The organism is Ensifer oleiphilus, assembly GCF_013371465.1.
GTDB classification, from domain to species: Bacteria; Pseudomonadota; Alphaproteobacteria; order Rhizobiales; family Rhizobiaceae; genus Ensifer; species Ensifer oleiphilus.
The window spans coordinates 433,370-453,003 of sequence record NZ_JABWDU010000001.1 but is presented as its reverse complement, the minus strand read 5'-3'; the positions used below and the strand labels follow the sequence as shown (position 1 = coordinate 453,003).

The window sequence follows — 19,634 nt, the reverse complement described above, 5'->3', positions numbered from 1 at the left end:
CGCCGCAGAGCAATTTTGGGACCGACCAAAACTTCGTAAGTTTCTTCAAAAAATCTCATCATGAGACACTTTCGAGCGGCAAAACTCCACTCCGGCTGAAGGAAAACGAAAACGCTTGTCAGAACGGCTGAGTGCACAAGACTAGGAAGTGGTCGCTTGGGATCACGCGACTTCCGAGATGAGGCCCTCCTCTCCACGTGGTACCAGTTCGTGAATAGCGAAGGGGATTCCCGCGCTCTTGCATTTTCGGACAAGAAACTCTGCTTCTGTACTATCGTGGGTGGAGAGGACTACCTGGTAGCCAAGCTCGCGGACCATTTGCCGGATGAGGTCCATAAACGCACTGGCGTGGATGACGTCGTTATGTTGAAGCGGATCATCAAGAAGCAATCCGCGCCATTTTGACCAAGAAAACGTGGTGCTGGCGGCGAGGAGCGCGCTGACGCTAAGCGCCGACAGTTGCCCTTCGCTAAAAAACAGATTTGGGTTCATCTCCAATTGGGTAACTTTACCATCTGAGTCGGTGCGGACAATCGCGGGCTTAAGTTCGGAACGGGTAGCATGATGCTCCGCTCGATAGATTATCGATGCATCCGTCCAGGTCATCAGGGGTAGCGCGAAGCGCTGTATCGTATCATTCAAAGGCTTGAGGACCTCATCGGCAAATTCTTCAGCGCGCTGCTGCATCTTTTGGCCCACATCTTCCATTCGCGCGCGAGCCTTTTGGGCGAGATCGAGTTCATCTTGGATGATGGCAATGTCTCTAGTGAAACGTTCTGTGACTTGTGGGATAGTAGACAGACCAAAGTTCACCAACGTGGCTGCAATAGAGCGCTCACGCTCCTGAAGCTGCTGGTCATTCCTCCAGACCCTCAGACTATCGATTAACTCGGCATGGGCGAAAGCGATCGGCCCTATACGAACTGATCGCTCTGAAACCCGCGATGAAACCTGCGCAACCCTTGCTGAATCAGGATCACCTGTTTGTCCCGCATCGTTCCATTGTCGTAGCAGGTCCTGTCGCAGCTCAGCCTCCCTATCGAGCTCGCGATTTGAGGTAGACAAACTAGCGTCCTCGTGTGCGATCGCCTCCACGGTCGAGTCGCGACTCAATCGAGCAGCTTCAACTTTTGTTTGATCATCCTGCACTTTTTCGCCAATCAGCGCTGACTCCGCCCGAATCGCCGTGAGCTGCTCGGCGAGTGATATTAGCAATCCATGATCCGGTGCCCAAAGGTCGGGATGTTGGCTCAATATGGAACGCGCAGCCTCGGCGTCTGAAATTGCATTTATGCGCTGGCGATCAAGGTTGCCCTGTCGGGCACGCTCAGCGTCCATCGCGGCCTGCACCTCCGCGAGAAGACTGTCCAACGCGACTTCTGAAGGACAATTCTCGATGCGCTCGTCGAGTGAAGCTAGGGCCATTCTAGCGGCATCGATACCGCTCCCATCATAATGAACGTCAACTGCACCACCGGCTTCGACGAGAGCCTGCAAAAGGTGCGCCTCTTGTTCCTGCAGAACAACTAGACTCGCGCTTAGCTGACCGAGCTCTGTTAGCGCGCGATCCACCTCGGCCTGCCGACGCATCAGCACTTCCTGCTCCGATCGCGCATGTGACAAGTTGGCCGCAAGCGCCGATGCCGGTGCCGTACCAGCACGCGCTTGCGCGTCAGCCAGTTCCTTTAGCCTACCCGGGGGAAAGTGGCTGTCACAGATTGGGCAGGTCTCATCTTCGTGGCTTAGCTGGTGTGCGATCGAGGCGATCGCTTCTGCAAGTAGCCGTCCACGCTCATCATGCCGGCGAAGCTCTGTATTGAGTCGGTCAATCTCGGCCCTAACCAAAGACTGCGCATTGACGATTTCTGATCTGCGTGCCGTGAGCTGTTCGCTATCACGAGCGCTAGTCAGTGAGGTCAGACGAGCAATCTCGGAGCGAGTTTGCGACAGAGCAGTCGAAATCTGGGCGCGCTTTTGAGCTTGGGAAACCTGCGTTGAGGCCCTGCTTCGTTCCGCCCGCAACGCCTTTGCATTATCCATCTCTGACTGAACAGCTTCCCGCCGGCGTTGCGCTCTACTCTCTTCCGCTTTCGAGATGTCCAACTGCCGCTCGATTTCTGCAATCGCTGATGAGGCACTTTGGAGTTGAGCTGCGGCAGCTTCAACGCGTGCCAATGTGGTTGATCGTGCCATTAGCTGCGCCGACAACTGCCTCGACCGTCCAAGCGCGGTGGTCGCATGATTGAGCGCTGCCTCGGCCCTTGCAAGATCATTGACGAGTTGGGTTCGCCTCGCGCCTATCTCTTTAACCAAAGCGGACTTAGCAGCCGTCTCCGCAATCGATCGCTCATATGCTGCAACGATAGCCTCAAGGGCCTTCAACTTTGCCTCTTCGGCTCGATTGTACTCGTCTGCTTCACCGATGAGACTTCCTAGTCGCTGCAAGGCAGCTTCGGGCTCCTCGGCGAGGCCAGCTATTTCCTGCTGGGTGGCCGGTAGTAGTGGGGCCAGTTGAGCGAGGATTTGCTCGCATTCCTCCAGTATATGTTGTGGAGAGAACGACCGTTCCGAACTGGAAAGCCTTGCGAGGCGGTCCCGTTCCTCGATCAAGGACAGCCATGATTGAAACGCATCTGAAGCTTTTTCTAGCCGCTGCGTTCGGTCACGAATCGCCCGCGTAAAGGCCTGACGCGCTCCTTGTCCGCTGACGCGCTCCCGCAAACTGTTGATGCGATCAACACCCGCCGGGCCTTTGAGCGCCTCCCACTGCGCCTTGGGTTCGCGCAGCGAGAAGCGGCGAGTTGAGGCCTGGCCGAGAAAATGCGTAATCGAGAGATAGCCATGCAAGTTGCTGATCGCTGGCCAACGTTCCTTCTTGAGCAGCGCCGCGACTTCATCCTCAGTTGGAAGAAAGCCACACCCGCGGTCGATGGGCTCCCCAGCGGTGAATGCGAGGGCTACTCTATGACTATTCTCAGGGGCGCCTAGCCGCGTGAGCGGATCAGCCTCGCGGCGTCGGCTGTCGGTCCTTATGTCAGAGAAACGACCAACCTGGCCCGTAAGGGCCCACTCAACGCCATCAAAGAAGCTAGTTTTTCCTAGTCCGTTCGCACCCGTAATCAGGGTTACTCCTGGTTCCGCCGGCAACTCAAAGACGTAACTGTCCCCGTAAACCCGGAAGTTCGACAATTCGACGCTGCGCAGGAAAATTTCGCTCATGCTAAACGCTCCAGCTCAATAAGTTGGGCGACTAGACCGTCAAAGTCGAGCTGGGGATTATCCGCTGCCTCCTCCCACCCATTCGGAAGGGCATAGGTAGCGACCGCATCGAGTTGAACCAGCTGTTGGGCACCTGGCCAGGGACGGGCTACAAATGTGCGGGACAGAAATGCTTCAGCGTCGTCTTCGCTGGGTTCATGATCGAAGAGCCAGACCAGCTTTCGACACGTTCTATCGTCGGCCTCAATTTCGGCTGCCAATTGCTTCCAACGGCCGTCGTGAACGCTACCGGTAGGCGCTACAAGAAACAACTGAAGATTAGGGGCTTCTGACCCCAGCCACGAACGGGCGATCGTTGCTTGATTTCGGTATCGTCGCAACTGCGCCTCGATTGCCGGCCGTGTGGCAGGACCTGAAAGCTCGCCTATCAGCAAAGGAACATCATCGATGCGCACGCCGGTAATGGTTGTCGGCAAATCGTTCTCCTTCCGAGAAACTGATGCTCGCCCTACCGCCTCGCTCAACACTTCCGAATTGAAGCGGGCACCAAGAAATTCCTCCGAAAGAGGCCCGGCCTTGGCTCCCATACGGGCAGCCGCTGAGACCAACAAAGTAAGCACTTCTGCGAGTTGGGCCATCACGCTACTCCAAGCTAGCTCGATTGTTGGTGGCGCGCCATTGGATCACCGATCGAAGATGCTGCTGCATACTCTGCTCGCCCGCCTCTAGCGCGATAACAAAAAGCTCGTCCGCTGGGATAACTAACGGCTCTTGATCTGATAGCACGTCACCCACTTTCGCTGGATCGCCAGGTGCATGGTCAAACCTGACATCTCTTTCGGCAAGGCGAAATGCCTCCCTCAGTTGCGCGAGCAACACTACACCGGTTGTCCAGGCTTGCGCTGCCGCAAATCCTGCGGACAGATCGCGGCCCTGAATCCAACCAACGCCACAAGCATGACCGGTCAATCCGCCTCCGGCCATATTGCCAGGAGCAACGGCAATCGGGCTCACTGCGTGCTCTGAGCACACAGCAAAAGTAAGTCCGAAAATCGTTGGTTTTGTCAGAAACGGCCGTAGGCTGCGTGGCCCGACTCTGACGAGCAACTCCGGAGTAATGTTGTCACGGTCTTGTTCCGTGACTAACAGCAGCATGAAACGCCGGCGCGTTGCAGGTTCAGCTTGCAGGACGGGGTGCCAATTCAACCACCGGGACCACAACTGCTCTTTAAGGCGTGCCTCGATCGGCCACCCAATTTCCACATTCGGCGGACCCAGTACATCATACAGTGCGCCATGAAGTTGACGGAGGGTTTCTAAGTCCAACCTCTCAGAAACAATGCTAGCAAGATCGGCTATCGGTGACGTCACCCGTTGGACCACTACAGGCGGGTCGTCCCAGTCATTGACGATGCAACGGGTGCCGATATCAGGCCCGGGAAGCGAACGGCTAGCACAGAGCGATGTCATTGACGTTCGCCATCCCTGTGCGTCCCGGGCATGCAGATGAAAGCTGGCCGCGTGACAGCCCAAGCGAGCTAGGGCCGAGATCAGACCATCGGAATCTGCAGCCGCTACATCTGTATAAACGGACAGGCCATGGTTTCCGCGCCATAGCATGTCAATGTCGGTCGGAGCCAGGTCGCCTGACCAAGTTATGTTGTTCCCCTGCCGCTGCAAGACAATTCGTAAGGTCGGAGGCCCAACCGCCTCCTGTTCGGGAAGCGGCGCTGGCGCAGCAGCTGGCGCAAAAGGCGCGAAACGTGCTCTTGCAGAGGCCGTTAGAGACGGTGATTCAGGTCTAGTGGCAGAAGCCTTTGGCAAAAGCCGTCCAGGATACGTGGCAAGCAGGGCGTCGAATGGCGCAAGGTTCGGGGCACTGTCGGGGCCAAGCCGTAGGAAGCGCCGATATGGCGTAAAGGGGGCTTCCCCATCGAGAGATATGGGACCCGTCGCCGGCACCACGCCATCCGTGAAGCCAACACCGGTCGTGACTGTGATAGCATTGCGTTCGATGTCCCGGTCGGCCTCGATTATGAGGAAAGTTGCGAGACGATTGTGCAGGGCTGTTGTCTTGCGGAGGAGCTGTGCCTCATTTGTGTGTAAACGAATGCGTACATTGTTTCTCAGCGCCTCGACAATTGTTGCCCAGGCTGGGCCTGGGATCAGGGGCTTTACCCTCATCCGGTATGCATCCAGGAGATTGACGTTCGCGCCCGGCGCCCAAGCCTCAACCTCAATTGTGCGGAGCTCCGTCAATGCGTCGCCGAGATCAAGATTTGTGATGAGCTGGCAGATCGCGCGGTGTTCAAGCGCATCGAAGGCCGCCATCTGAAAATCGACGAGACCGCCATCGCCGTTGCCGGAAATGAAGATGCTGGGCTCTTGCATCTGCACGAGCATGGCGCCTGCTAGCGCGCTGGGCTTCCAATATGAGTCGGTGTCGCCGTCCAAGAACGCTTCAAGGCCGAAGCCAATAGCTAGGATAACGACATCGTATATTCTCGAAATAGCGGTCCCAGTCGTTACCACGCGAACAGTGCTAGTTGTGCTTGGCCTCAGCGAAGTGACGGTCGAGTTCGGATGGAAGGTCAGTCTCGTTGTTCGGCATGCCTCGTCAAATTGGTTCCAAAGGGCTCTTACAACGTCGCCCGCCGGGCCGGCCGTCCAATTCATAATCGGCAAGCCCGCATCTTCTTCGTCCGAACCGATGCTTGGCCAGTCGTAAAAGTGAGGGTGAAGATAGCGCGTGCCGTTTTTCTGAAGCTGCAGAATGTCCGCTCGCGCCTCGAATAGGTCGAGCGCCTTCAGGTTAGGGGCGGCCTTGGACAAGGCTACGGCCGCAGTTACACCTGCAGCACCTCCGCCGACTATAGCGATTTTGCCGTCGTCACGAACTGCATTCTGTGAGAGCAAAGCATCTACGAGATTGAGCGCACGTATCTGCTGGGAGTAAACCGTGACCCTGCGTTCGAAGCTCCCAAGTACGAGCACGCTCCTTGTGTCAGGGACCAACGCATCTTCGAAAATCTCTTCGGGTGTCACAGGACGACCGCCCGCTTCGATTTACGGCCTTGATGGCTCACAGCACTGAACCTCCCTGCTAAGTAGTTCTATCCACAGCTAGTTAGTAACGAACACGCTCTGACGGTGGTGGGCTAGATTGGAACGGTGAGCGTCCGCTAGAGTTCGGACCTTTGCGGAATACGTGCCCCCTACGGCTGCTAGTTGACTGGCGGATATCATCGGAGAAATCAGGATTGACCCATCATCTGCGAAACTGATAAGGCCTGCATCGAATGCCGCGTCATATGCGGGGCCAAGGATAAAACCGTTGAACATGTCCCGCTCCTGACGGTGTGTCTGGTTTTTTGATACCCACCAGTAAGCCATTCCGCCTCAGCTCCCCATGCACTGGTTGCTTCTTACACCAACTTCCCTAATAGATGGTACCGCCGAGCATTCGTTTTCGACAGCATCCGGTATTCACAGAGATGCTACGCCAAGGGCAAAAGCTGGAGCGCTCGCAGTCAAGGGCGGCGACTTGCGGCCACGTAAAAGAGTCTCGCGGCGAGACATTTTCGCCGCTGCTTCGTGAAAGACTTTAAGCCCAGTTAGGGTCCCAAGTGTCGGGTGCCTCGCGGAATACCGTTGCGCTCGCACGTGAAGCTCATTGACCAGCCAGCGCCCGAGTGGCTCAGAACAGCCACATCCGATGGATGGCCGTAACCGTTTCCTTTGCCAACCGAAATCACGCACCGGCCACTGCCCCCACGTGGCAAGACGACACTTCCGGCAAATTTGGCGCCGTGGTGGGTGGCAACGATAAAGTCCGGCAGAGCCGACAATCTCGGCCGGACTAGCTCGTAGTCGGCATCGCCCATGAAAAGAACCGTCTTGCCCGATTGCAAGGTAGTTTGAACGCATAGGCCAGTCTGATTGAGATTGCCGGCCGTACCCTTACAGCGCCCGAGCCGCAGGGGCCCAGCTGACACGTTTGAGCTCACGCCCAGAAGGCGATTATTGGTGGCAAGCTTCTCAGCGACCAACCTGGCACCTGGTCCAAGCCGCTGCACCGGTACAATCCATGTGCTACCGACAAGCCCCGGGATGGCGTGGTATCCATGCAGATGATCCCAATCCCAGTGAGATAGGACCACTGGGACATTGCTTTTTTTCAACGTGGGCTTACTGGATGCCGTCTTCTTGTTGTACGAGATCGGCCAACCAGCATCCAAGTGAAACAGTTCATTTCCGTGCTGATCGACAGCGCTACAGAAACTCGCCTGCCCAACATCTCGCACGACGATTTTGTGGGGCGCGTTCGCGCCGCTGAGGAGATTGCGCGCAACGCAGCTTTTCCCGATTGCACTTTCCGGAAACTTGCAGGCCGCCGCAATCGCCTGTGCTAGAACCCGTTCATTTCCGACTGCTGCTCCGACCGGGCTCAGTGGGCTATCGCCCTCCGAGAAGAGATAACGGATTTCGTCCAGAACCAAGGGCACAATTTCTTCATAACCAGCGTCGCCTAGCGAGGACGCCCAAGCGAAAGGGCCTGGCTTCTTTCCTCGTGGCAACAAGGTGATCTGGTACCATTGGCCATCGCGGGCTACACCGACACCTGCAAGATATTGAAAATGCTCCGACGTCGTCAGAAGCTTCAATACAGCGAGCCGAGACCGGTCGGCTCTATCCGCTATGGTAGCGAGCGCGTCCTCGGCACTCATCCTCGCATCAATAGAATCGAACTCGAAAGCCACCCGATTGGCTTTCGGCACGACCAACTCCTCGTTGATCAGAGCCTCTGACCGAACCAATCGTGCGATTAGTCTGACTGGCCCTTCTCTCAAAAAACTCATCACTTAGCCCTTAGCGTTCCCCGCCCACGCTTAGTTTTGGGTATCGCCGCGCGCTCAGCATGGATGCGCTCCAGCAGTTTTTCGGCCGGCTCGTCGTTCTCGTCCTGGGGCTCCAGTTCGCCGCGGAAGGCCTTGGCGAGGATCGCATCGTCCAGCTTGCCCACCAGTTCCAGCGCGCGCTTTGCCTCTGACGCCAGACGGTCGATCCTGGCGAAGGCGGACTCGATGCGGCGGACGATTTCCACCGCCTCTTCGAAGGGAGGGATTGGAACCTCCATCGCAGATAGCTTCGATTTGCTGATAGAGGCGAGATTCGTTGTCTGCTTCCCCTCGTCAAAGAAGTGTTTCTGTCCAAACTCATTCGTGTAGTAAGACAGGAAGCGAGGAGGCACAGTTTTAGGTGCCAAGCGGACCCGGAACACGTGGTTTTGATGGATGCAGTCAGCAATCTGACTATCCCATACCCAACCGCGTCCAAGCTTGTCGCGATCGCCTCCCTCGTTCATGAGAACGTCGCCATCTCGTAGGAAAAGCGCCTCTGCTTCTTTCGCTGTGACCTGGATAGTCTTGATCTCCGCCAGGTCAAGCCAGCCTCTCTGCACATTTGCAACGCGCAGGTACGGCAGTTCCAACAACTGGTCCTCTGGCTTTCGCTTCTTTCCCAGCGTGATACCTGATTTGATGTCGGCGATATCGCCCAGTTGCATAAGCCTCCAATGCGACGGATGGCGTGTCACGGTGAAAGAAGGAGTGCTCAAGGTGTTAAGTTGGGAGATTTGGCCTGCCGTTAACTCCCCGCTGAACGCCTTGCCGAGCATGGCCTGCTTGTAGCGGGAGACGAGGGTTGCAATGCGGGCGAGTTCGGTTCGGGCGCGGGCGGATTTCGCGTTCAGCGCATCCAGCTTGGCTACGATGCGCTTTTGCTCCTCCAAGGGAGCGAGGGGAAAGCTGGTTGACTTCAAAAACTTGAAGTGCCTACTGTACCCTTTGTTCGGCAGATTGACCGCACAAAGTGCTTTGAATGCGAATATTGGATCAATCCCTTCAGGACTGCCAAGTACGCGTACACCATCAGCGCCCTGCACGAAGGGCACATCGATGAACTTTACTGCTCGCGTATGATCTCCGAACACGATAGCGGGTAGCGGTGCTGGCGAGAGTAAGCTTTCGTCGTCCGTATATCCGCCAATCAATGCCTCACCTTGATCAACAACCGCGAACCGCCCTGCCTGTCGATAGCTCTTTTGTGGCAACTTCTTTTGGCTATCTGTGAAATCCGACCAAAACTGATCGAAAGGAATCCAAACCCAGGAGCTTGGTAGCTGCTGTGACGGCCACGCCCCAGAAAGTTGATCATCGCTCATTCCGCCGCCTCCGAAACATCGCTATCCAACTCAGCTGTCAGAACCTCGATCTCCAGCATGGCGGCCTGCAGATGGCCGAGAATCGCCGCAGCGATGTCGTCCGGTTCGGTCAGGCCCTCTTCCGCCTCGTCCTCCGTCTCGCGCAGCCAACCGATATCGAGGCTCTCGCCGCGCGCGGCGATGTCTTCGCGGGTGAACCTGCGCCAGCGGCCCTCAACACCTTCGTCCTTCCCACGCTCGGCACAATAGGGGTCTTTGCCGAAAGCCTTTTCGAAATCCTCGAAATGGGCTTCCGTCAGCGGGGTGGTCTTGCCGAATTTCGGCATCTGTGCGCGCAGATCGTAGATCCACACGGCCTTGGTATTCCCTGTCTCTGTCTTGCCGCGCGTGAGGAAAATGACATTGGTCTTCACCCCCTGCGCATAGAAGATGCCGGTCGGCAGGCGCAAGATGGTGTGCAGGTCGCACCAATCCATCATCATCTGCCGAAGCTGCCTGCCGCGTCCATCCTCGAACAGTACGTTATCGGGCACAACGATGGCAGCGCGGCCGCCTGGCTGCAGCGCGCGGATGCAGTGTTCGACAAAGGGGAGCTGGTAGGAAGAGACGGTGGCGGTGACGGAAAGGTCGTCACGCGTCGGCGCGCCGCCCGCCGGGCCGAAGGGCGGATTGGTGAGAATGAGGTTTGCGCGGCCAAGCCCCTTGCCCTTGTCGGAGAGCGTGTCGCCCAGATCGATATGGTCGCTGTCGATGTCATGCAGGTATAGGTTCATCAAGAGCAGGCGCAGCGTGCCCGGTACGTTCTCCATACCGTGAAAAGCATAGCGCTTCTGGAACTCCTGCTCCTTCTCGCCGAGATCGAAGTAGTTGTCGGTGCGCGCGCGCATGTAACGATCGGCAGCGATGAGAAATCCACCCGTGCCGGATGCAGGATCCTGGATCACCTCGCCGGGTTGCGGCTGCATGAGGCGAACCAGAAGCTCGATCAGCACGCGGGGCGTGAAATATTGTCCGGCGCCGCGCTTGGTTTCCTCCGCATTCTTCTGCAGTAGGCCTTCATAGAGGTCACCGAACTGATCGCGCTCCTCGGAGAACCAGTCGAGTTCGTCGATGGCCGTGACGAGCGTTGTCAGGTTCTGCGGTTCGCGAATGAAGGTCGAGGCGTTGTCGAATATCTCCTGGACCATCTCCGGCAGCGGGCGAGCATCGGCATAACGCTTGCGCTCTTCGGGCGTTGCATTGTCGCCCGGCAGCAGAACGAGGGCGTCGTCCTTGCCGAGACGCGTGCTGACGGTGCCGAGCGTTACCAGCGTCTTCCGATAGAGCTCCAGTTTGGCGAGGCCGTTTGCCTGCACGAGATCCTCCCAGCGCATGGACTTCGGCAGGCTGCCCGTCTCGCGGCTGCGCTCGGCCATCATCTTCAGGAACAGCAGGTAAGTCAGCTCGGTGACATATTGCTGGTAGGTGATACCGTCCTTGCGGAGGACGGTGCAGAGCCGCCAGAGTTTCTGGACGATGGCATTGGCATTCATGGCAGCATTCTCTTCTGACGCGGGATCGGTAGAGTGTTTCTAGCGGGCGGGAGGAATGGGTCAACTCAGGCGGCGGACGGTGCCCAGATCGCTTCGTTGAAGGAGTGCAGGACATCCTCCAATTCGCCATCGAATTCCTGTGATATGCGCTTGAAGCCGCCCTTGTCGGCAAAGACGCCTTGATCGAGTAGGGTCGGATCGGCCACCGGCTTGTCCTTCAGCGCACGACCGATGCGGCGCAGCCATTCTTTCTGCTTCTGGCTCCAAGGACGCGAAGCTTCAATCCTCAGAATCGCGTTTTCGACGCGCGTGGCATAGGGAATGAGCGGATCGCCGATCGCCGCCTGGCGGACGAAGCCTATGATATGGGCGGCGATATCGGTATTGCGGGCCTTCCCGTAAGCGGCGCGCAACATGGCTTCGGAGTAATTCTTCTCGTCGAGCAGGCCTGCCAGTTCTGAGAGCTCCTTGCGGGTGAGGTCGCGCGGTCTTTGGGTGACGGCGATCAGAGCCGGGACTTGGTTCATGTTTTCGCGCACGAAGCGCTCGAAGCCGGTGATGTAATCCTCCGGCGTGGTGTTCTTGCCGAAGATTTCCTCGATGCGGAGCAACTCGTCCTCATGGGTGGAGATGACCACGCCATCATTGTCGCTGCCGTTCCGCACCGGGCGGCGCTCCAGAAGTTCGACCACGCGTGGATGAGATTTCAGCCAATCCTTCAACTCGGCGCCGGAATGGGTGGCGAGGCGCTGCACGGCCATTTCCGGCGTCTCGCCCGTGTGCCGCTCAAAGCTATCACGAGTCTCGTTATCCATGCGCTTTGCCATGGCGCGCATGCGGACGATCACCTGACCCGCGACCCAACTTTTATCTTCGTCTGTTTCCGCCTTGTCGAGGTCAGTGACAAGCTGGCCGAGCGAGGCGTCCGGCTTGACGACAACGGGACGCATGTCCGTCATCTCCTGCAACTCGGCATAGAGGTCCACGGCATCGAAGATGCGGAAATGTTCCTTGCCGATTTCAGGGCACAACCGCGTGGCACGGCCGATCATCTGGTCGTAGAGGATGCGGCTCTTGACCCTGCGCACGAAAACTAGATTGCAGATGGTCGGCACGTCGATGCCTGTAGTCAACAAATCGACGGTGACGACGTACTTCGGGTAGGGATCGTTTTTGAATTTCAGTATCAGGTCGTCGGCCTTGTCGACATTGCCGGTGATCTTCATCACCATGCCGTGCGGCACTGCGTCGTTGCCATATTCTTCTCGCAACTCCCCGACCAAGAGACGGACGATGTCATCCGCATGGGCATCGCGGGCAGCGAAGATCAGCGTCTTGCCCGGTTTCCCCGGCAGTATCTCTGTGGCGATCGCCCGGCAGACGATGCGATTGAACGCCTCCGAGTAAACCCGTTTGTTGAAATCGGCGACGTCATAGTCGAGCGAGACTTCATCCGGGAGCTCGAAAAGGTCGATCTGCCCGGTCGTGCGGTCAATGATCTCGACTTCTTCGCCACCCTCAAAATGAATGCCGGCTTCCGAAAGCGCTGTGGTGATGCGCTTCGGTGGGAGGTGATCGTTGAGGTAGCCTTCCACGACAGCCTGACGGTATCCGTAGTGGAAGACCGGATGACCGAAGATTTCGCGGGTATGAAGCGCAGGTGTTGCCGTCAACGCTATCTTCACGGCATCGAAGTAGTCGAGGATTTGGCGATAGGCTGACTGATAGTCGTCCAGATTGCGGAAGCCGATATCGCTTTCGCGCAGCTCTGCATCCAGTGTGTAACCGCGATGCGCTTCGTCGACGATAATGCAATCAAATGTCCCAGGCGTCGGTCGCTTGCTCGGGTCCGGTTCGTTGAGGATGCGGGCAATCAGGGACTGGACGGTGGCAACCTGCACCTGATCCTCGTCTTCCGGGACCTTTTTCTCCAACCCGGCAACCTTGTAGATCTGGGCGAAGTTCAGCATGCCTTCGATCTCGGTCGTTTCCAAGGCGTCGCTTGTCTGTTTACCGAGTGCCTTTCGATCAACCAGGAAGAGGATGCGGCGGAAGCGCTTGTGCTTCAGCAGGCGGTACATCAGGGCAATGCTGGTGCGCGTTTTGCCTGTCCCTGTTGCCATGGACACGAGGATATCGCGTTGGCCAGCGACGACCGCGTTCTCAATCGCAGCGATTGCGTCCTCCTGGTAGGGACGCATCCTGCCCTTGCCAAAGCTCTCCTCGGCAAGGCCCTGGGCTGCCGCATCGAGATCGGTCGCGAGGATGTCGAGAAGATCCTTCGGGGAGAACCAAGCGGTCAGTGGTCGGGGATGGTTCGTGTCGCGCCGCAGGTCGCAGAACCAGATGCCTGATTTGGTCTGCCACTGGCGGACGAAAGGGCGGCCATTCGTGGCGAAGACGAAGGGGACGAGGAGCGGGTCGGCGAGACCATGTTTCCATGGGCCGTCCGGATGGCTATTCTCCGGCGGCAGCGCAATGGTGCGTGCGTAGCGCTCGGCCTGCTGGAGCGTGGAAGGCACGTCAACGCTCTCGCGCTTTGCCTCGATGATACCGACGCACGTCAAGCCAATGAACATCGCATAGTCAGCACGTCCACCGGCTGCCGGCCACTCGGCGATAGCAAGGTTCCGGCCTTCTTCCGGGCTCGCGCCCAGTTGATACCTGAGACGATCGCTGTCGGCCTCCCAGCCTGCATCTACCAGTTGGACGTCGATCAGGCGGCGGGTCTGCCGCTCGTCGAGTTCCAACCGGCTCGCGGCCTGAAGGCCTGCCTGCTTGAACTCCATCTGCAATTGTTGCGGCTGGGCCTGCGCCGCCTTCTGCAGCTCCGCGAGCTTGCGGGAAAGCTCGGCCTGATCGGCCTCCATCTCGACGGCCGTTTGTTCCCAGACCGCGTTGTCAGCGGCAGCCTGTCGGGCGAGTTCATCGGCTGCGGCACGGGCCTTTGCGAGTTCTTCCGCCGAGGCATGGGCGGCCGCGAGTTGCGCCTCGGCTTCCCTCACCTGCCGACGGAGCGTGACCAGTTCTGCCTGAGTTGCCTGATCGATATCGGCGGAAGCCTTGGGAGGGACGAAGGGGCCGGCTCTAAAGTTCGGATCGCGTCCGTAGGTGCGGCGATACCAGACGCCCAGCGCCCGGCAGAACTTGAGGGCGGCCAGCGCCTCGGTCGGTGACCCTGCCAGATTGTGGGTCGCCTCGTTGCCGCTCTTGCGCACGGCGTGGAAGATGTCGGCCACCTCGCGCGGCAGAATCTGCTGGGTCGCGAGCCGCCGAAGCAGATCGTGCGTTGTCTCACGGGCTGCGGGATCATAGACACCGGAGAGCGCGGCGATCTCCTTGACCATGTATTCGCCGAACTGACGGCTTTTGATCAGCGAGGTATTGGCGTCATCTGCAAAGAAGCGTTCAGCAAGCGTGCCCAGACGCTGGAGTTCGGGACTCAGCGATTTCAGATGGTCGAAATTTACCGACAATGCCCCGCCCAATGCTTCTTACCGCCCACGAGCGGACCATGCCACACGTCCCAAGGGCAGGCAAACTGGAGTTGCAGATTTCTGAAACCATGGTCATCGAACACATTGTCCCTGATAACCGGGAATAAACTCCGCGGCGAATAGGTGATACTCGAAGGCCGATGGAACAACGCAACTCGGCGGCAGCAACGCTGCCTCAAGCCAGCTATTAATGGGATGTTGGCGGCGCATAGGTTGTTGAGGGACAAAACGATGTCCGCGAAAGCCTGGATACGGCTGTGATGCCCACGCAGCCCTGAAAAATGTCTCGCGACGAGACATTTCTTACTAGGCGACCACCCCCTTGGGGCCGATGTGCAGTGCAGTAATCGAGAAGGTTAGACCTCTCCGAGGTTGTCCCCTGGCGCTTACTGTTCACTCCCTTTTGGTTTCCTGCCTGCCCTCAATGGTTTCGGTTGGGAAGCATTACTGTCGGGCTGTGAAAAGAGCATCGCGACGGGCACGTCAAGCGCGCGAGCCAAGGCTTCTATAGTCGCAATCGTGACGTTTTCCATCCCTCGCTCGACGCGGCCCACATAGGCGCGGTCGATCCTAGCTTCAAACGCAAGCCGCTCTTGAGACAGGCCTCGCTCGACCCTGAGCAACCGAAGGTTCCAGCCCATAATTTGCCGTGCATCCATAGCAAGACGAAGCACTATTGACGGCGCGGTAATCGACGGACTGTTGATCTCTGATTAGGAGTTTGGCAGTACTTTACAACCAATCGATGCTCCACAGCGTGGGCCAACGACACTAAGGCAGATGGAGTTGTGAGCGGTATGAACGAGAAGCTGGCGCCTGCCGTGTTAGTAAGCCAACGGGCGAGCGTTGGTCGTCATTGGCTTGTTTTTGCTTTGGCGTGCATCTTCGGCTTAGTGGTCTGCGCTGGCGTACAGCAAAGCTGGGGCGAGGGTTTGGGGGCCATCCTGCCTCCGACTGCTATTGGTTACTTCGTCGTGAAAGGCGGAAGAAGCGTGTCGGGTCTACTGGTGCGCTATTCGATATTCCTGATGGGTTTTTTGTTTGCGATTGCAGGATTGGTTACTTCCGAAATCACCGAGGCGCATGTCAGTGTGGAGACATCATGCCTTACAAAAAATACCTACACTGCTCAGCTAACGGCCGAAAAACGAACCCTGTATTGCAGGTGCATGTCCGATAGTTTGGATGCAGCGCTTGTGTGGTCTACCAGCACAACGTTTCTAGCATTCAAGCCGTTGACTGACAAAATTCAGGACGTTCCAGAGTTGATGACCTTGGCGACAAAGCGCGCCAATGAGTGCGCCACGCAAATCGGAGGCTGAGATGTCTACGGAGCCTGAATACGACCCTGACTGGGATAGTCCGGAGGCCATAGCGAAGTGGCGGGTTCGAGGGATCAGGAACATCCACGAAAGGGCGAAGGAGTTCCACCGTATTAAGGCGGAATTGGAAATGGAAATCAGCAAGGCAGGCAATGCTCTTGGGCGGAAGTATCTTATGCGCGAGGACGAGATTGAGGCCGCGACACAGAGGGCGTACGACGCTCTACAGGAGCGAAAGGCCGAGGACCAAGGCTGATGCCTGCGCGGTAGAACGTGCCAATCTGCCGCCGAGAAAAACTGTCTCACGACGAGACATTTTCGGCAGAGAACCGGCACCGCAGATAAGTCGCCAGGTTCGGAGGGCGTCTCTGAGCCGCTGGCGATAGCGCAACCACTATGGGGAAACTTTTGTGCACGACATGTTCGAGGGGTTTTATCTCCTTCTCTACATCCCAGTGTTGATTTTGAGTTTAGTTTTCTTGCCACCGCGCATTTGTGATTGGTGGATTAAACACAACGACGATTTGATAACTTGGCAATTCGTTCCGCGGCCAGACGAAAGTCACCTCGATTTTAATCACAGGCAAGGCCGCGAACTAGTGGAGAAAATCGGAAACAGGCTTGGGCGATACATAGCTTGGGCGGTGTCCCTCGCTCTGATCTGGCCAGTTGCACTGCTAGCGAAAGAATGCTCGCGGCTGTATTTGCATATGATGATGTGAGCCAAGAACTGCTGCTCGCCCGAGAGTTTGCTATCCTGCACCGCGCAAAATGTCTCATGGTGAGACCATTTCCAGCCATGCGCTTCTCTCTGGCCTCGTGTGCGGAGGCGTGCACTTAAAGGGGAGCCTGGGCTCCTGACCCAAGATGGGGAGAGAACAGGAGGGGGGTGTCTAGTTATATAGTTGCAAGAATTTTGCACCTTCCAGACCTCCTCACAAAAGTCGAGCGATAGGCGGATCATTCTTGCCTCTGCCGCCGGGGTGGATGATTTCGAGAAAGCAGCGGTCGACAAGAACATCACGCGCCGCGCGATATGTTGGGACGCTCAGCCCCATGGATGCAGCTATGGCCTGTGCAAGTGCGAATGTCCCGCCATTTCGGTATCCGTGCGCGAGACGCAACCGGATCAGGAGCGCCATTGCGTTCGGCGTGTCCCAAAGGTGATCCATGTCACTCTTGAAGATGACGGCCGTAGCCTCGCCGCCAGAAACCATAAGGCGGCCCTTTTCCTTGTATCCCCACGCCGAGTGTGAAACGCCTAGCACCTCGTCCATTAGCAGAGGCTCCGCGAACTGCTGGTTAGCATGAGCTATCATCTGAATAAGCTCCTCTTCGGATTTGGCATGGCGGGCGGATCGAAGCGCGCGATGAAAGAGCGAATTGTTCCGGCCGTCCCCTTCGCGGAGAGTGCTGGCTAGCGCTTTCGGTTTCGGCGTTTCGATGGTGTCGATAACAAGTTTCATCGGCGGCAGGCGGTCGAGGTCGTCCATGCTGCCTTGCACGAGCTGGTATCTACCCTTGCGCGCAAGCGATGGCGGGGCCACCACATATCCGTCGCCGAGGATATCAATTGGAACGTGCGCGTCTGGGCGAATGCGGCGACGCTCTCCGCTGTTTTTGTACCAAGCCTGCCAGTTGCCTGACCCGCTGCGGACGATGAAGGGCGTGACCCCGTGCCTGCTGATTGCGTCAGCCAAGACGCGTTCGTCGGGGGTATCCACATCGAGCACGGTGATTTTGTTTCTGCGGCATGCCAGCCCGAGAGCATTATGTCCGCCGAATTTCAATGTGAGCTGGGAGCTGTACTGAGCCCCCAGCTTGAGATAGCCGCCAACGGCTGGCTTTTTCCGACCGTCATCAAGAATGTCGACGGGGAACGTAGCAATGCCATGTTCAGCGTATCGAGGTTGCCACTCTGCAAACGCTCCCATCAGTTAGCGGCCATCCCGCTCGCCGCTATACTCTTGCGCTGGTTTACAGGCTTCGCAGGCCTCCAAGGCTTCAGGTCGTATTTCGCCTTGAGGAAGTTCACGACATGCGATGGCGATGACCCACAACTTTGTGGAGCACCTTGTTCCTGCATCGCTCTGGAACGGTTCGAGGGGGCGATGGAAGCGGGCCGCCAATCCCAGAACCAAACTGCAACCGCCTTCTTCTCGGCAATGCGCTTTGGATCGGTCACCTTCGATCCCTCCAGCTCTGGAGAACCTCGACCGGCGAGCACAGTACATAACGTGCGTGTGTGCCCGGGAACTGCCCTCCGTGGCTCTCCCTCAGTGTGTCGACTTCTAGGCCTCGTATGCGGAGAAGATGCACGTAGGAGCTCCAGCGCGGCCCAGGATGCGTAACTGGAGTGCACCCCACACTTCCTGCGTCTATTAACTGCTCCAGTGCCCAGGCGACCCGACCAAACAGTGTGTGAGACGCCCCGTCAGGAAGCAGCCGTATTGTTATGAAAATCTTGCTCATATGCCTCCCCTGAACCAAAGGAGGGCAACTCGCGCACATGTCCGGTTGCGCGGCGCGCTTCCGAACGAACAGTTACACACGGATAGACTGAAAGAACGCTGTTCGGTAAGATTGGAGGAGCTGGTTTTGACACTAGCGAGAACGTTGACCCGGACTGCGCCTGCCCGCGCAGCCGGGTTTTTCTTTTGTAATGACATGGCTTCCCCCTACGCCATATTGGAACGCGAGGCTTTGGCGTGCTCGATGACGGTCATGATTTCCGAGCGAGGCCAGCGAGAGAGAGAGCCAATTTTCAAGGGTCGAGGTACTGTCCCATCCGCGACCCGGCGCCAAAACGTTGGGACGCTGATTTGCAAGACCTCCGCGCTTTCGCGCACGGTAAGAAGTGGATCTTTGATTTCCATTGCTTCATCTCGATGTTTGTTGCGACGAGATGAATGATATTGCGGCATAGGCAATGGAACCGCCGGTTCTTGCCCGTTTTTAACTCAAAGCCCTGGCTTGATCTCACTTAACCGTCTGTGTTTCCAGCCTTTTTCTCGTTCTATAATCGGCCAACCACTCGTCGAACCATTTGAGGCTCAGGTCGATCCCATTCTGAACGAACAACTTATCCTCGACCTTGGCATCATGTTGCCGCGCCAATCGCTGTGCGCACTTGCGCAGTTCTTTGTCGCCGGGGTAGCGCAATTTCGTAAACTCAGCGTCCGCAAGCCGATCCAGTACCGCATACCGCTCCGCTTTTTTCCAACCTTGTCCTCCCTTTTTTCCGCTCTCCCTGTTCTTCTGCACAAACTGTTCGTGTTTCAACGCAGAACTCTCGTGGCGCATTTTTGCTTGATACTCGCTCCAGAGATAACCCAGCCGAAAGTCGTCTTGATGGGCATAGTACAGCGAATACATATTGGCCGCGTACCACCGTCGGCTAAATGGCCTTGCGAAGCGAACTGCAGCAATCTCAAGAAGATATGCATCCCAGTTTTCCCCATACCGAGCATGCGCGTCCGATAAAGTTTCGGAGCCTAGCGCTTCGATAAGTTGATCGAGCAGTGTATCAGTCAAACGAAAGTCAGGTTTCATCCAGCCGTGCGCTTCGAGCACCCGCATACACTCGGAGAGAAATTCGTCGGATGCGAAAATTTTGAGCTGTCGGGCCGATATTCCGTTAGATTTTTGATCCGGTTCAACGCCTGGTGCCACGTCGGCGAGTTCGTGTAGGGCGACTCCCGAACGCAAATAGGATGAAACCGTTTCCAACTCCGGCTGCTCAGGAAACTCCAACATATCGTCGCACTCCCATGATGGGCGCTGAAGCAGAACCGCCGTCTGGCCCTGTGACGATGAGTGCCGCAGGTGCGAGAACATTTCG

The 19,634-nt window shown here is 57.3% G+C and carries 14 protein-coding genes; 2 read left to right on the top strand and 12 right to left on the bottom strand.

What is annotated here, in order from left to right; genetic code table 11:
• Positions 1-162: 162 nt before the first annotated feature.
• The 8 genes from HT585_RS02205 to HT585_RS02170 all read right to left on the bottom strand — a co-directional run bounded on the left by HT585_RS02205 (position 163) and on the right by HT585_RS02170 (position 15,130).
• Positions 163-3,219, bottom strand: coding sequence for an AAA family ATPase (locus tag HT585_RS02205; protein ID WP_176351426.1), 3,057 nt, complete (start codon positions 3,217-3,219; stop codon positions 163-165).
• A complete protein-coding gene (locus HT585_RS02200) occupies positions 3,216-3,857 on the bottom strand; it encodes an ABC-three component system middle component 1 (protein ID WP_176351425.1) in 642 nt (213 codons plus the stop codon). Before HT585_RS02200 ends, HT585_RS02205 begins: the two co-directional genes overlap by 4 nt.
• A 4-nt stretch (positions 3,858-3,861) precedes the next feature.
• A complete protein-coding gene (locus HT585_RS02195) occupies positions 3,862-6,264 on the bottom strand; it encodes an ABC-three component system protein (RefSeq protein ID WP_176351424.1) in 2,403 nt (800 codons plus the stop codon).
• Between the two features lie 569 nt (positions 6,265-6,833).
• Positions 6,834-7,997, bottom strand: a complete 1,164-nt coding sequence (locus HT585_RS02190) for a ComEC/Rec2 family competence protein (protein WP_176351423.1) — start codon at positions 7,995-7,997, stop codon at positions 6,834-6,836.
• Between the two features lie 80 nt (positions 7,998-8,077).
• Positions 8,078-9,442 carry a restriction endonuclease subunit S gene (locus HT585_RS02185; RefSeq protein ID WP_176351422.1) on the bottom strand — a complete coding sequence of 455 codons (1,365 nt, stop codon included), beginning with the start codon at positions 9,440-9,442 and terminating at the stop codon, positions 8,078-8,080.
• Complete coding sequence (locus HT585_RS02180) at positions 9,439-10,974, bottom strand: class I SAM-dependent DNA methyltransferase (RefSeq protein ID WP_176351421.1); 1,536 nt, start codon at positions 10,972-10,974, stop codon at positions 9,439-9,441. Before HT585_RS02180 ends, HT585_RS02185 begins: the two co-directional genes overlap by 4 nt.
• Before the next feature lie 65 nt (positions 10,975-11,039).
• A complete protein-coding gene (gene hsdR, locus HT585_RS02175; protein ID WP_176351420.1) occupies positions 11,040-14,450 on the bottom strand; it encodes a type I restriction-modification system endonuclease in 3,411 nt (1,136 codons plus the stop codon).
• A 407-nt stretch (positions 14,451-14,857) separates the two neighbouring features.
• Positions 14,858-15,130, bottom strand: a complete 273-nt coding sequence (locus tag HT585_RS02170) for a helix-turn-helix domain-containing protein (RefSeq protein ID WP_176351419.1) — start codon at positions 15,128-15,130, stop codon at positions 14,858-14,860.
• Between the two features lie 138 nt (positions 15,131-15,268).
• Between HT585_RS02170 and HT585_RS02165 the strand changes: the two genes are divergently transcribed.
• Together HT585_RS02165 and HT585_RS02160 are read left to right on the top strand one after the other, a co-directional pair.
• Positions 15,269-15,793, top strand: a complete 525-nt coding sequence (locus tag HT585_RS02165; protein WP_176351418.1) for a hypothetical protein — start codon at positions 15,269-15,271, stop codon at positions 15,791-15,793.
• Between the two features lies 1 nt (position 15,794).
• The gene (locus HT585_RS02160; protein ID WP_176351417.1) at positions 15,795-16,049 is read left to right on the top strand and encodes a hypothetical protein; all 255 of its coding nucleotides are present in this window, start codon (positions 15,795-15,797) and stop codon (positions 16,047-16,049) included.
• Positions 16,050-16,728: 679 nt separating this feature from the next.
• Here HT585_RS02160 and HT585_RS02155 read toward each other — a convergent pair.
• The 4 genes from HT585_RS02155 to HT585_RS02150 all read right to left on the bottom strand — a co-directional run bounded on the left by HT585_RS02155 (position 16,729) and on the right by HT585_RS02150 (position 19,549).
• Complete coding sequence (locus tag HT585_RS02155) at positions 16,729-17,727, bottom strand: bifunctional DNA primase/polymerase (RefSeq protein WP_176351416.1); 999 nt, start codon at positions 17,725-17,727, stop codon at positions 16,729-16,731.
• A 247-nt stretch (positions 17,728-17,974) separates the two neighbouring features.
• On the bottom strand, positions 17,975-18,265 hold the full coding sequence (locus HT585_RS31650; RefSeq protein ID WP_246707553.1) for a winged helix domain-containing protein: 291 nt from the start codon (positions 18,263-18,265) through the stop codon (positions 17,975-17,977).
• Positions 18,266-18,471: 206 nt separating this feature from the next.
• Positions 18,472-18,669, bottom strand: a complete 198-nt coding sequence (locus tag HT585_RS31645) for a helix-turn-helix transcriptional regulator (protein ID WP_246707552.1) — start codon at positions 18,667-18,669, stop codon at positions 18,472-18,474.
• 103 nt (positions 18,670-18,772) lie between these two features.
• Complete coding sequence (locus HT585_RS02150; RefSeq protein ID WP_176351415.1) at positions 18,773-19,549, bottom strand: hypothetical protein; 777 nt, start codon at positions 19,547-19,549, stop codon at positions 18,773-18,775.
• Between the last annotated feature and the right edge of the window lie 85 nt (positions 19,550-19,634).